Origin of the sequence: Bradyrhizobium sp. LTSP849, from assembly GCF_000938255.1 — a bacterium.
Taxonomy (GTDB): domain Bacteria; phylum Pseudomonadota; class Alphaproteobacteria; order Rhizobiales; family Xanthobacteraceae; genus Bradyrhizobium.
The window spans coordinates 378882-391975 of record NZ_JYMR01000045.1 but is presented as its reverse complement, the minus strand read 5'-3'; the positions used below and the strand labels follow the sequence as shown (position 1 = coordinate 391975).

General features: G+C 64.0%; 12 protein-coding genes. 5 read left to right on the top strand and 7 right to left on the bottom strand.

Features of this window, described 5'->3' with window-relative positions; translation table 11 throughout:
* Positions 1-40: 40 nt before the first annotated feature.
* Entirely contained in the window at positions 41-562 is a 522-nt protein-coding gene (fabA, locus tag UB31_RS26225; RefSeq protein WP_045004902.1) for a bifunctional 3-hydroxydecanoyl-ACP dehydratase/trans-2-decenoyl-ACP isomerase, read from the bottom strand.
* 351 nt (positions 563-913) lie between these two features.
* Here fabA and irrA point away from each other — a divergent pair, with 351 nt between their 5' ends.
* Positions 914-1405 carry an iron response transcriptional regulator IrrA gene (gene irrA, locus UB31_RS26220; protein WP_045004900.1) on the top strand — a complete coding sequence of 164 codons (492 nt, stop codon included), beginning with the start codon at positions 914-916 and terminating at the stop codon, positions 1403-1405.
* Positions 1406-1568: 163 nt separating this feature from the next.
* Here the strand turns inward: irrA and UB31_RS26215 are convergent, their stop codons facing one another.
* Positions 1569-2099, bottom strand: coding sequence for an SH3 domain-containing protein (locus tag UB31_RS26215; RefSeq protein ID WP_045004899.1), 531 nt, complete (start codon positions 2097-2099; stop codon positions 1569-1571).
* 337 nt (positions 2100-2436) lie between these two features.
* Here UB31_RS26215 and UB31_RS26210 point away from each other — a divergent pair, with 337 nt between their 5' ends.
* Positions 2437-3438, top strand: a complete 1002-nt coding sequence (locus UB31_RS26210) for a 2-hydroxyacid dehydrogenase (RefSeq protein ID WP_045004896.1) — start codon at positions 2437-2439, stop codon at positions 3436-3438.
* Positions 3439-3441: 3 nt separating this feature from the next.
* Here the strand turns inward: UB31_RS26210 and UB31_RS26205 are convergent, their stop codons facing one another.
* Complete coding sequence (locus UB31_RS26205) at positions 3442-4353, bottom strand: LysR family transcriptional regulator (RefSeq protein ID WP_045004893.1); 912 nt, start codon at positions 4351-4353, stop codon at positions 3442-3444.
* A 116-nt stretch (positions 4354-4469) separates the two neighbouring features.
* Here UB31_RS26205 and UB31_RS26200 point away from each other — a divergent pair, with 116 nt between their 5' ends.
* Positions 4470-5477: an aldo/keto reductase gene (locus UB31_RS26200; RefSeq protein WP_045012938.1), complete on the top strand. Its 1008-nt coding sequence runs from the start codon at positions 4470-4472 to the stop codon at positions 5475-5477.
* Positions 5478-5479: 2 nt separating this feature from the next.
* Here the strand turns inward: UB31_RS26200 and UB31_RS26195 are convergent, their stop codons facing one another.
* Entirely contained in the window at positions 5480-6286 is an 807-nt protein-coding gene (locus UB31_RS26195) for a HesA/MoeB/ThiF family protein (protein ID WP_045012937.1), read from the bottom strand.
* A 90-nt stretch (positions 6287-6376) separates the two neighbouring features.
* Here UB31_RS26195 and UB31_RS26190 point away from each other — a divergent pair, with 90 nt between their 5' ends.
* Entirely contained in the window at positions 6377-7738 is a 1362-nt protein-coding gene (locus tag UB31_RS26190; protein WP_045013001.1) for a peptidoglycan-binding protein, read from the top strand.
* A gap of 70 nt (positions 7739-7808) precedes the next feature.
* Here the strand turns inward: UB31_RS26190 and UB31_RS26185 are convergent, their stop codons facing one another.
* Both UB31_RS26185 and ggt read right to left on the bottom strand, forming a co-directional pair.
* On the bottom strand, positions 7809-8894 hold the full coding sequence (locus UB31_RS26185; RefSeq protein ID WP_245306059.1) for a sensor histidine kinase: 1086 nt from the start codon (positions 8892-8894) through the stop codon (positions 7809-7811).
* Positions 8895-9178: 284 nt separating this feature from the next.
* Positions 9179-10858: a gamma-glutamyltransferase gene (gene ggt / locus UB31_RS26180; protein WP_045012936.1), complete on the bottom strand. Its 1680-nt coding sequence runs from the start codon at positions 10856-10858 to the stop codon at positions 9179-9181.
* Between the two features lie 240 nt (positions 10859-11098).
* Here ggt and UB31_RS26175 point away from each other — a divergent pair, with 240 nt between their 5' ends.
* Positions 11099-11839, top strand: a complete 741-nt coding sequence (locus UB31_RS26175; protein WP_045012935.1) for a nucleotide-binding protein — start codon at positions 11099-11101, stop codon at positions 11837-11839.
* 338 nt (positions 11840-12177) lie between these two features.
* Here UB31_RS26175 and mutM read toward each other — a convergent pair whose 3' ends face one another.
* Positions 12178-13083, bottom strand: coding sequence for a bifunctional DNA-formamidopyrimidine glycosylase/DNA-(apurinic or apyrimidinic site) lyase (gene mutM / locus UB31_RS26170; protein ID WP_045012934.1), 906 nt, complete (start codon positions 13081-13083; stop codon positions 12178-12180).
* Positions 13084-13094: the final 11 nt, after the last annotated feature.

Below are 13094 nucleotides of genomic sequence, written 5' to 3'. Positions count from 1 at the left end.
GACAGCCTCGCCTCAATCGTTGTCTTCTTGGTGATGTGCGTTAGCTCAGGCTCGTGCCCTGCTTGAACAGGCCGACCTTCAGATCCTTTGCGCGATAGATAATCTGGTCATCGACCGAAAGCCATCCGTCGGCGATACCGAGCACGAGCTTTGAACGCATCACGCGCTTGATATCGATGTTGTACACAACCTTGCGGGCCTCCGGCAGCACCTGGCCGCTAAACTTCAGCTCGTTCAGGCCAAGCGCGCGGCCGCGACCTTCGCCACCGCTCCAGCCCAGATAGAAGCCGACCATTTGCCACAGCGCGTCGAGACCAAGGCAGCCGGGCATCACCGGATCGTTCTTGAAGTGGCAGCCGAAAAACCAGAGATCGGGCTTCACGTCGAGCTCGGAGCGAACGATCCCCTTGCCGTACTCGCCGCCGGTCTCGGAAATTTCGGTGATGCGGTCGAACATGAGCATCGGCGGCAGGGGCAATTGTGCATTGCCCGGGCCGAACATCTCACCGCGGGCACATGCCAGCAGATCTTCGTATTCGTAGCCGTTGCGCCTGTTCAGCATGCGGAAGCCTCTGTTCTAACCCCGATTGAGCGGCGTTTCTGGCAAAAATGGGCCCCGTTCTGTTCGGAAAGCAGCGCCAATTGCCATCGATCAGACGCAAATGCCGAGAGCCCGGATGGACCGCGGACCAAGCCTCAATGCTTGGCAGCGCCAAAATCGGTTTAGCGGAACCGCGCGCTCTCTAACACAGGCCATTTCGGGTGGCAAAGCGGTGTCATGAAGGTAAAGTGACGGGGTCCCGGCCCGGTTCCTCTCCTGATTAGAACCACTCTAGTTGCGAGAAACTTGCATCTGCATCTATCTCTCCATATATTGCAGACAGATAGTGTTCACGCGTGCCCGAATTTGGAAATGAACGAAAACAACGCGACCCATCACGACGAAGACGCCCATGCGGCGGCCCTTCTGTCCGGCCGCCAGCCGGCCCTGACCGGCTGCCCCTGGCACGACGTCAATGAAATGCTCCAGTCCGCCGGCCTCCGCCCGACGCGCCAGCGCATGGCTCTCGGCTGGCTGCTGTTCGGCAAGGGTGCCCGCCACCTCACGGCTGAAATGCTCTACGAGGAAGCGACCTTGGCCAAGGTCCCGGTCTCGCTCGCGACCGTCTACAACACGCTGAACCAGCTCACCGATGCCGGCCTGCTGCGTCAGGTCAGCGTCGACGGCACCAAGACCTATTTCGACACCAACGTCACCACGCACCACCACTATTACCTCGAGAACAGCCATGAGCTGGTCGACATCGAGGATCCGCATCTGGCGCTGTCCAAGATGCCGGAGGTGCCGGAAGGCTACGAGATCGCGCGCATCGACATGGTCGTGCGCCTGCGCAAGAAGCGCTGAGATCCACACCTCGTGTCGTCCCGGCGAAGGCCGGGACCCATACCGCGTGATTTATCGATAGACGCAGGTATCCGTACCGTGGAGCGACCGGCTAACAACCAGTCTTCGCAAAAGTTCTGTATGTGGTTATGGGTCCCGGCCTTCGCCGGGACGACACGAGACGTCAGTTCACCTGCTCGTCGGCGTAGACGCCCCAGAGGCGCTCCTGCTGGATCCAGCCGTCAAAACCGTTGCCGGTGACGTGGCACCAGCTTGTGGTGCATTTTTTCACCTGCGTGACGACACCGGCCTGGAGCTTTGCGGCCACCGCGCTGTCGGGATCGGCGCGGTCGTAGATCGGCGCGAGCTCGTCCTTGTGCTTCATGGTGACGACCGCAGTGCGGCGGCCCGACAGCAGCGAGTGATAGACCCAGCCTTCGGCGCCCTCGGAATCGCGGACCCGGCGCCAGTTCTCGAACTCGGCGGTGATTTCGACCGGCAGGCCGGAGCGGGTATAGACCCAGGCCACATCATTGTCCTTGGTCGGGCCGGCGCGGACGTTCACGTGATCCGATTTGAGGCTGACATAGCGCGGCACCGGCAGGCCGCTGGCTGTCTGCGGGGTGGCGTCTTTCGCCGAATGCGAGGGGCTGACCGAGGCGCTCAACCAGCCGCAAACAAGCGCCATCACCGAACAAAAACGCCCCAACGCCATCAACCCGTCTCCTGTCGAAGACCCAGCCAAGCCGAGCCCTCACCCCAAAGTCCAAACCCCTGCCGCGCCGCCCAAGTCCCGCCCCACGCGGGTGTTCCCGAAACCAGATCCGCAAGCCAGACCCGTGGTTCTTGTCTTGGCCCGGCCTTCTGCTAGAGAGGACGGACGCTTGAACAACGAATTTGCCCCGATTTTCCGGCCGGAAATGTCGGGAGCGCTTGAAGGAAACGCCGGGGACGGACACGGCAAAGGCAGTGTCGAACAACCGGGTTAATGAGGCCTCAACGACCGGCCTTTGGTGACAGAGGCGGCTTGCAATGCCTCATGAGAGCAGGACATGTCGGTGAAGAAAAAGCCCCTGGTCGTCGTGACGCGCAAGCTGCCGGATTCGATCGAGACGCGGATGCGCGAGCTGTTCGACGCGCGCATCAATCTCGACGACACGCCGATGTCGGCCGAGCAGATCGCGGAAGCTGCGCGGACTGCCGACATCCTGGTTCCGACCGTCACCGACCACATCAGTGCCGACATCGTCAACCAGCCTGACTGCAAGCTCCGCCTGATCGCCAATTTCGGCAACGGCGTCGACAATATCGATGTCGAGGCCGCGCATGCCCGCGGCATCACCGTCACCAACACGCCAAAAGTTTTGACCGAAGACACCGCCGACATGACCATGGCGCTGATCCTGGCCGTGCCGCGCCGGATGATCGAAGGCGCCTCGGTGCTGACGGAGGGGAAACCCTGGGCCGGCTGGTCACCGACCTGGATGCTCGGCCACCGCATCGGCGGAAAACGCCTCGGCATCATCGGCATGGGCCGCATCGGCCAGGCAGTCGCGCGCCGCGCCCGCGCCTTCGGCTTGCAGATCCACTATCACAACCGCCGTCCCGTCGCACCGAAGATCGCCGAAGAGTTAGGGGCGACCTATTGGGAAAGCCTCGACCAGATGCTGGCGCGGATGGACATCATCTCGGTGAACTGTCCGCACACGCCGGCCACCTATCATCTGCTCTCGGCGCGACGGCTTAAGCTGATTCGGAAAGATGCCTACATCGTCAACACCGCGCGCGGCGGGGTGACCGACGAGGACACGCTGATCAAGCTGATCGAAGGCGGCGAGATCGGCGGCGCCGGCCTCGACGTCTACGAGCACGAGCCCGCGGTCAATCCGAAGCTGGTGCGGCTCGCCAAGGCCGGCAAGGTGACACTGCTGCCGCATATGGGCTCGGCCACGATCGAAGGCCGCGTCGAGATGGGCGAGAAGGTGATCATCAACATCCGCACCTTCCTCGACGCGCACAAGCCGCCGGATCGCGTGCTGCCGAGCATGCTCTGAGATCTATTTCCCGCGCGTTTCGCGCTTGCGCCAGTCTGCGACGAAATCGATGAACGCGCGTAGCGCCGGCGGCACCTGTCGTCGGCTTGGATAGTACAGGAACGGCCCGGGAAACGGCTCGCACCAATCCTGGAGCAAGCTGACCAGCGCGCCGGACTTTACGGCTTCACTGACATAGCCATCAAGCGTTGCCCAGATGCCGACGCCGTCGAGCGCGGCGCGCATCGCAAGGCCCATATTGCTCGAGATCAGCTTGGCCGGCGGATCGACCTTCATGAGCTGGCCACCCTTCTCGAAATCCCAATCATGCATGACGCCGCTCGAATAGCGGGCGCGGATGCAATCATGGTCGAGCAAATCCTTCGGATGCTTTGGTCGACCGCGGCGCGCGACGTAAGCGGGCGATGCGACGACGACATAATGCTGCGGACCGCTCAGCGGGATAGCCACCATGTCCTGCGCCAGATGCTCGCCATAGCGCACGCCGGCATCGTAGCCGGCGCTGACGATGTCGACGAAACCGCTTTCGGAAACGATGTCGAGGTCGACCAGGGGATGCGCTTCGAGAAACGGCCCGATCATCGGGGCCATCACGAGATCGACGGCCGGCGGCGGCGCGTTGATGCGGAGGCGGCCCGAGGCGACCTCGCGCAGGCCCCGGACCTGATCCAGGGCATCGCCGACATCGCGCAGGGCCGGCGCCACCCGCGACAGCAGCAGCTCACCCGCCTCAGTCAGCGCGACGCTGCGGGTGGTGCGGTTCATCAGGCGGACGCCGAGGCCCTCCTCCAGGTCGCGCAGCCGCTGGCTAAGGCTCGACACCGACACACGAATTTCGACCGCCGCGCGCCGGAAATTGCGGGTGCGGGCGACTGCCACGAAGGCATCGAGATCGCGCAGGTCGGGATTGGCCATTGTTCGACATGATGAACAGACCATTCTCGATTGTCCAGCTTATCGGCGCAATGGAGCGGACGCATATCTGCCCTCGTCACGCGGCGCAATCAGCCGCCTTTTCGAGGAGAGCCAACATGGAACAGTACAAACTCGGTTCAACCGGCCCCAACGTCTCAAGCCTTGGTCTCGGCTGTATGGCGCTGTCGGACGCCTATGGCCCGACCGATCGCGGCGAGAGCATCGCCACCATCCATGCGGCGCTCGATGCCGGCATCACACTGCTCGACACCGGCGATTTCTACACCATGGGCCACAATGAAATGCTGATCCGGGAGGCACTGAAGGATGTCCCGCGCGAGAAAGTGCAGCTCAGCGTCAAGTTCGGCCCGCTGCGCGGTCCCGCCGGCGAATTCGCCGGAATGGATTGCCGGCCGACCGCAATCAAGAATTTTCTGGCCTATTCACTGCAACGGCTTGGCACCGACTACATCGACGTCTACCGCCCGGCGCGGCTTGATCCCAGCATTCCCATCGAGGAGACGATCGGCGGTATCGCCGAGATGGTGAAGGCCGGCTACGTCAAGCATATCGGCCTGTCCGAGGTCGGCTCCGACACCCTCCGCCGCGCGCATGCCGTGCATCCGATCGTCGATCTCCAGATCGAATATTCGCTGATCGCTCGTGGCATCGAGCGCGACATTTTGAAGACCTGCCGCGAGCTCGGCATCGGCATCACCGCCTATGGCGTGCTGGCGCGCGGCCTGATCAGCGGCCATTGGTCGAAGGACTCTGGCAAGGTCGGCAAGGACTTCCGGCTGATGGGCCCGCGCTTCCAGGGCGCGAATCTCGACGCCAATCTCGCGTTGGTGGACTCCCTGCGCGTGATCGCCAAGGACGTCGGCGCGACGCCGGCGCAGGTCGCGATTGCCTGGGTGGCGGCGCAGGGCCAGGAGATCGTGCCACTGGTCGGCGCCCGCACTCGCAACCGTCTCACCGAGGCGCTCGGCGCGACCAAGGTGACGCTGACGCCTGCGCATCTTGCCGCGCTGGCCAAAGCCTTCCCGCCGAACGTCGCCTCGGGCACGCGCTATGCCGCCGAGCAGATGGCGCATCTCGACAGCGAGAAGCCGGCCACGATGTAACGTCAGCTCGTGCGATGGGCGCTCAGGTCAGTGATGACCGGCCCATCGCCATTGAGCGGGTTGGCCGGATCGCGCGCATAGCGCAACGTCTCAAAGCGCATCGCGCGCGCATCGATCATCAGGAGGCGGCCGACCAGGCCGTCACCGAAGCCGACAATCTCGCGGATCGCCTCCAGCGCCATCATCGAGCCCATGACGCCAGCCAGCGCGCCCATGACGCCGGCCTCGGCGCAGGCCGGCACGGTGCCCGGCGGCGGCGCCTCCGGAAACAGGCAGCGATAGGTTGGATTGAACACGCCCTGCTCGTTCTTTTCATGTGCGCGGATGGTGGTGAGCGAACCGTCGAAGGTGCCCAGCGCCGCGGTGATCAGTGGCTTCTTCGCAAAGAAGCAGGCGTCCGAGGCCAGATAGCGCGTCGAGAAATTGTCGGAGCCGTCCAGCACCAGATCGTAATCGCCGATCAACGAGAGCGCATTGTCGGCGTTGAGCCAGGTGGCGTGACCGACGAAACGCACATGCGGATTGAGGGCCGCGATCCGCTCGGCGGCGCTCTCGACCTTGTGGCGTCCGATGTCGGGCGTCGTATGGATGACCTGGCGTTGAAGATTTGACAGCGAGACGACGTCGTCATCGACAACGCCAAGTGTGCCGACTCCGGCGGCCGCCAGATACATCAGCGCCGGCGCGCCGAGCCCGCCGGCGCCGATCACCAGCACCGAGGCCCGTTTCAGCGCAGCCTGGCCCGGTCCGCCGACATCGCGCAGCACGATATGGCGGGCATAGCGTTCGAGTTCGTCCGGGCTCAGCAACTTCTCTTCTCCTGAACCGCCCCAACATTGGTCGCGACCAACGAGATGTGCTTCAATGGCAGCACGTTCAATGGGCTGGCTGGATTTGTCATGAGATCGATGCTTGCGGCAACACTGATGTTCGCGGCTGCCACAGGCGCGAACGCCCAGATGACGGCACCGCAGATCCCCGGCTCCAAGCCGAAGGTGGTCCAGACCGTCCCGATCCGTCCACCGGCCTTGCAGACGCCGTCCGAGACCGCGGACGCCATGGCGCAGGCCGAGCGGCTGTCGCTGCAATCTGATCTCGCCTGGGTCGGCGAATATAACGGCGCCATCACCGGCGACCTCAGCGCGCGCATGGTCGACGCGATCAAGGAGTATCAGAAGGCCAAGGGCGGCAAGCCGACCGGCGTGCTCAATCCGCAGGAACGCGCCGCACTCGCCGAGACCGCGCGGCGGAAGCAGGACAATGTCGGCTGGAAGATCGTGATGGAGCCGACCAGCGGCGCGCGACTCGGCATCCCCGGCAAGCTGGTGCCGCAGCAGGCGACCGACGCCAACGGCTCGAAATGGACCTCGCCGACCGGAACGGTGCAGGTGCTGCTCAGCCGCCGCAAGGAAGCGAACCCGACCACGGCAAAGCTCGCGGAAACGGAGAAGAAGGAGCCGGCCGGACGCAAGGTCGACTACACCGTGGTGAAGCCCGACTTCTTCGTGCTGTCGGGACTCCAGGGCCTCAAAAAGTTTTACGTGCGCGGCACCTTCAAGGGCGACGAAGTCCGCATCATGACGATCCTCTACGACCAGGCCACCGAGAACACGGTCGAGCCGGTCGTGATCGCGATGTCGAGCGCGTTCAACGCATTTCCGTCAGGACCGCAAGCCGGACCGCCGCCGCGCAAGACGGTCGAATATGGCACCGGCATCGTCGTCAGTGATGACGGCGCGATTATCGCCGACCGTCTCGTCACCGACGCTTGCCTCGCCATCACGATCGGCGGCTATGGCAATGCGGATCGTCTCGCCGAGGACAAGGAGCACGATCTCGCGCTGCTGCATATCTACGGCGCGCGCGGCCTGAAGCCGCTCAACCTCACGAGCGGTACGGCGAAGACGAATGTCGATGTCATCGGCATTACGGATCCGCAGAGCCAGGGCGGCGCGGCCGGTGCGTCGAGTGTCAAGGCCGCGCTGGCATCGGCCGGCGGCGGCGATGCCGCGCTGTCACCGCCGCCGGCGGTTGGATTTTCCGGCAGCCCGGCGATCGATGGCGACGGCAAGTTCGCAGGGATCGCGCTGTTGAAGCCGGTCATGGTTGCAGGACCTGCAACAGCGGTGCCGGCATCACAGGCCGCGATGGTCTCCGCAGATGCGGTGCGCGATTTCCTGAAGGCGAACGGCGTCACCGCGAACGGCAGTTCGACGGATGCGAAAGCTAGCGTCGTGCGCGTGATCTGCGTGCGGAAGTAACCCGCGGCGCTTGCGCTCGTATCCCGGACGCCGTTCGCAAGAAACGCCGCGCCGCCAAACACGCCGCTTCTCACGTGCCTTTTGGAGAACTTGCCAGATTTTCGAGGGGGGCCGTCAGGCGGCAAACGAGACCCGTCGACTCATAGGTAACATCCACGGAACCTTTGAAATCGTCTTCCAACACCCGCGAAATGAGGCGTGAACCAAAGCCGACGCGGGTGGGCGTCGACGCCGTTGGACCGCCAAATTCCTGCCAGACGAAAACGAATTTGGGCTCACCGTCCTGATCCTCGCATGTCCATGCAATCGACACGCGACCACTCGCCGCGGTCAGAGCGCCGTACTTCAAGGCGTTGGTCGCGAGTTCGTGGAGCGCCAGTGACAGAGCAAGCGCTTGTCGAGATTTCACAACAAGCGGGGGACCCGAGACCGTGAAGCGGCCCTCACCTGTCCGGTAAGGTGTCAGAGCAGTACCGATCACATCGTGGAGTGGCGCAGCCGCCCAATTTGATGCGGTCAGCAGGTCCTGAGCTCGTCCAAACGCGCCGAGCCGTGCCTGGTACTTTTCGAGATCGGCTTTGCTGGTTGGATCGCGAAATGTCTGCGCAGCTACCGCGCTCAGGACTGCAAGCGTGTTCTTGACGCGGTGCTTCAGCTCCTCGTTGATGAGGCCCAGCGCTTCCCTTGCCATATGTTCGGACGTGACATCCTTGCAGACCACAAGCACGCCACCCACCTCGCCTTCAAGATCGATCGGGCCAAAGCTATACGTCCACCAGACGTCCTCGCGACGGCCGTGGCGCGTGACCGGCACAAGCTGGTCCTCATTCCAGGTCGCACCCTTGCCGGACATGACGTACTCGATCTGAGGGCCGATGATGTCCCAGATCTCAGCCCAACACTCGCGGCCCTGTGCTCCCAGTGCGCTTGGATGCCTTTCGGGGCCCATCGTCTCCCGGTATGCATCGTTATAGAACTGGATGAGGTCTGGTCCCCACCAAATGAACATCGGGTGGCGCGAGGTCAGAACAAGTCGAACCGTAACCCGAAGACTTTGGGGCCAGGTTTCCGGGGAACCAACGGACGTCTTCGACCAGTCGAGCGCGCGCGTCAAAGCGCCCAATTCGCCGCCCCCGGCCAAGAAGTCGCCGATCAAATCCCTTCCCATACGCGCAACCTTACTCCGCTGGTCGACAAGCCTGCCGCCAGAGTTGCGCAGCTTACAGTGCCCGACTTGTGTCGTCATCCACGTCGGTCGGGACAACCATGCGGCATCTGCCTCGCAGCCGCGAACGCAATCGTCCGAAAACCGCCGCGGAGGTTCAAAAACTGCCAAATATAGGATTTGCGTCCGCTTCAGATCAAAGGCGACATCTACGGGCGATTGGACGATTTCTGCCGCATCCGAAAAGCGGACGCGCCGTGTTCATGAAGACGCGGCTAACTCAACCTGAACCTGACACCGCTGCGCGCGAGGCCGCCCGAAATCCCGACCGGCGTGCCGTCGGCGCGCCAGCAGGCCGCGCCGGTCATGCTCCCGTCGTCGTGGAACGCAATCGCATTCATGCCGCCGGCAACCGTCGCAACGGGCTGGACCTTGTGGCCCAGGCTCGCGAGTTTTGTGCGCACAGCCTCGGGCACCTTCTGCTCGACCTCGAGCGCATTGCCCTCGGTCCAGACTCGCGGCGCCTCGACCGCCTCCTGCAAGCTCATGCCGTGGTCGATCAGATTGACTAGCGCCTGCATCGCGCTCGGGAAGATGCGCTTGCCGCCGGGTAGCCCGAGCGCATAGCGCAGCTTGCCGTCGCGCAGCGCCATCATCGGCGACATCGAGGTGGTGACGCGCTTGCCCGGCGCCAGCGAGAGCGCGTGGCCGGGACGCGGATCGAACAGGTTCATGTAATTGTTGGCGATGGCGCCGAGGCTCGGGATCATGATCTTTGCGCCGAACAGATTGTTAATGGTCTGCGTGGTCGCGACCACATTTCCGAAAGAATCTCCCGCCGTCATGTGCGTGGTGTGCGCACCTTCGAGCGGCGCCACGCCGGCGCCCCAGGCCTGCGCCCGCGCCGGATCGATTGCGCGGCGACGTTCCTCGGCATAGGCCTTCGACGTCAACCGCTCCACGGGCACGCCGACGTAGTCCGGATCGCCGCTGGCCGCGGCACGATCGGCAAAGGCGATCTTCAGGACTTCGGCGAGATAGTGAATGGTCTCCGGCGTGCCGAAGCCGAGGCCGCCGATGTCATAACCCTCCAGAATGTTCAGCATCTGCGCGATATGCACGCCTGAGGCCGCGGGCGGCGGCGGGCCAAGGATGGTCCAGCCGCGATAGTCGGCGCGGATCGGTTGCCGTTCGACGGTCTTGTAGTTCATGAGATCGTTGCGGCGGATGAAACCGCCGGTCTTCTCCATGTAGTCGACGAGGATGTCGCCGAGCGGCCCCTCGTAGAGCGCCTTCTCGCCATGGTCGGCTATATACCGGAGCGTCTCGCCATATTCGGCCTGCACCACGCGCTCGCCGACCTTCAGCGGCTCGCCGTTCGGCAAATAGATCGCCGCGATCGGCTTGTCCTTGCGCATCTCGGCGGCGCTCTCGCTGATGCATTCGTGCAAATAGGGCGTGGCCGCATAGCCGCGGGCGGCATGCTTGATCGCGGGCTGCATCACGTCAGCAAGCGGCATCGTGCCAAACCGGCGCAGCGTCTCGCACCAGGCTTTCAGCGAGCCCGGCGTGGCAACCGCCTTCGGACCGGTGAGATTCTCATTGCCGACGGTGTCGAACACGTCGTGCGCCGAGCCCGGCTTCGACGTGTAGGTGGTGTCGCGCACCGCCGCGGGCACGGTGCTCTGGCCGTCGATGAAGCGATGGCTGCCGTCGGCCAGCCGGATATGCGCCATGCCGCCGCCGATGATGCCGACCATCATCGGCTCGACCACGGTCAGCGTGAACAGGGTCGCGATCGCAGCATCAATGGCGTTGCCGCCGGCCGCCAGCATCTCGGCGCCGGCGCTGGAGGCCAGCGGATGGTTGCTGACCACCATGCCGCGGCTCGAGACCGCCGGCATTTTCTGGCACTCAAAGGTCGTCGCCGTCCGGTCGCGCCAATTTCCGCTCATGCCGCCTGTCCCTCTTATTCACGGCGGCGAGCACATCACACGCACGATTACGGGTCCAGTAATGGTACGGATTAGCTGGCATTCCTGATTCTGCCATCATCGTTACTGCTGATTCGGACATCCGCGATCCCCCTTTGGATCGGGCCGGCACGTCCTGAGCGAGAAGAGCTCAGCATCCCCATTGATGCACGTTCGCGTGGCGTTTTCCTGACCCGAGCACTCCAAAGGATTTATCTTCAAATGCACACGATCGTACTGGCCACCCAAAAGGGTGGCAGCGGCAAGAGCACGCTCGCCATCGGCCTCGCGCTGGCAGCCAAGCAGGCCGGCTTCACCGTCCGCCTGATCGAGACCGACCCGCAGGGCACCCTGTCCAACTGGCAGCGCCGCCGCACCACCGAGGATCTCGTGGTCGAGCCGATCTATCACGCTGCCGATATCGAGCCGCGGCTGAAGATGCTCGCCGATAGCGGCCTCCAGCTCGCGATCGTCGATACCGCCGCCGGCCTCAGCGCCGCGACCACCGCCGCGATCCGCCATTCCGACCTCTGCCTGATCCCGGCCCGCCCGAGCGTCGCCGACATCGAGGCCACCGTCTCCACCCTCAGCGTCGCGCGCGCCTGGAAGCGGCCCTACAGCTTCGTGCTGAACCAGACGCCGATCCGCGGCCAGCGCATCGACAACGCGGCCAACACGCTCGCCGAGGAGGCCGCGCTCGATCTCTCCGAGGTGCTCGCGCGTCCGCTGATCGTGATGCGCAATGATCACCAGGACTCGCTCGCCAACGGCCTCGCCGTCAGCGAATTCGCACCCAACGGCAAGTCGACCGAGGAAATCCGCGGCCTCTGGCACTGGATCGAGACCCGGCTCAACATCTCCGCGACCAATGTGCTGATCGACCAGGTCATCTCGGCCGCCGACGGCATGTTGCACCTCGCCGCCGAACGCGCGTCGGACGAGACCAAGACCCTGGCGTCCTGAGCGGGGCGATCGCTCAGGCGACAGACGGGCTCTTCACCATCCGGAAGGGCCCAGCGACGAAGCAATCCGGCCACCAGCCCGGCCGGATTGCTTCGCTTCGCGTTTTCGGAGGTGGCGGACCCGTCGTCGAACAAAATGACGAAAACAAACCCCATGCACAGTAGAACCGCTCCCGCCCAAGGCACCTCGGCGACGGCGCGTAGACATCTGACATGTCAGGCCAAACGACTGCGCGTCGGCTTTCGTAGCCCGGATGGAGCGTAGCGCAATCCGGGGCACCTGCATTCGTCGCGAAGGTCCCGGATTTCGCTACGCTCCATCCGGGCTACGGAGCGACGTCACTTCTGACATTTCGGACACCAGAACGTCGACCGGCCGTTCTGGGTGAAGCGCTTCACGATGCCGCCGCAGCGCGGTGTCTTGCAGGTCTCGCCTTCGCGGTCATAGACCTTGAACGAGTGCTGGAAATAGCCGAGCTCACCTGAGGTCTGGCGATGATCGCGCAGCGAGGAGCCGCCGGCCTTGATGGCGTCGTTCAGCACGGTGTGGATCGCGCCGACCAGTCTCTTGGCATGATCGGTCGGTTCGCCCCCGGCAACGCCCTTGCGTTGTCCGGCTTTGGTCGACAGCGTCGCGGCGATCCGGCGCGGCGACAGATGCGAGCGATGCAGGGCTTCGCAGACATAGATGTTGCCGAGCCCGGCGACCACGCGCTGGTCAAGCAGCGCGGCCTTCAGGCTCGTGGTCTTGCCTTCGCAGGACTGCGCCAGCATGGCCGCATCGAACTCGTTGCCGAGCGGCTCGGGGCCGAGCCCGCGCAGCAGCGGCTCATCTTCGAGCGCGCTGCGCGCGATCACTTTCATGTAACCGAAGCGGCGTGGATCGTTGAAGACGATGTCCGCGCCGGAGGACATCCGAAACAGCACGTGGTCGTGCGTGGAGTCCTTCCCCTTCGGGTAGTGAAACTCGCCGGGCGCCGCGTCGTTGTCAGGCTTGATGACGCGGAACGAGCCCGACATGCCCAGATGCATCAAGAGCACGTCGCCGGAGGCGAGATCGGCCATGAGATATTTTGCACGGCGGCCCAGGCCGGTGACGACCTGGCCCTGGAGCCGGGCCACGAAATCAGGCTGAAAGGGAAAGCGCAGATCAGGCCTGCGGGCCTCCGCAACGAGGATTTTCGCACCCTCCATGACGGGCTGAAGGCCGCGGCGGACGGTCTCGACTTCAGGCAATTCAGGCATGGTCAGGCATT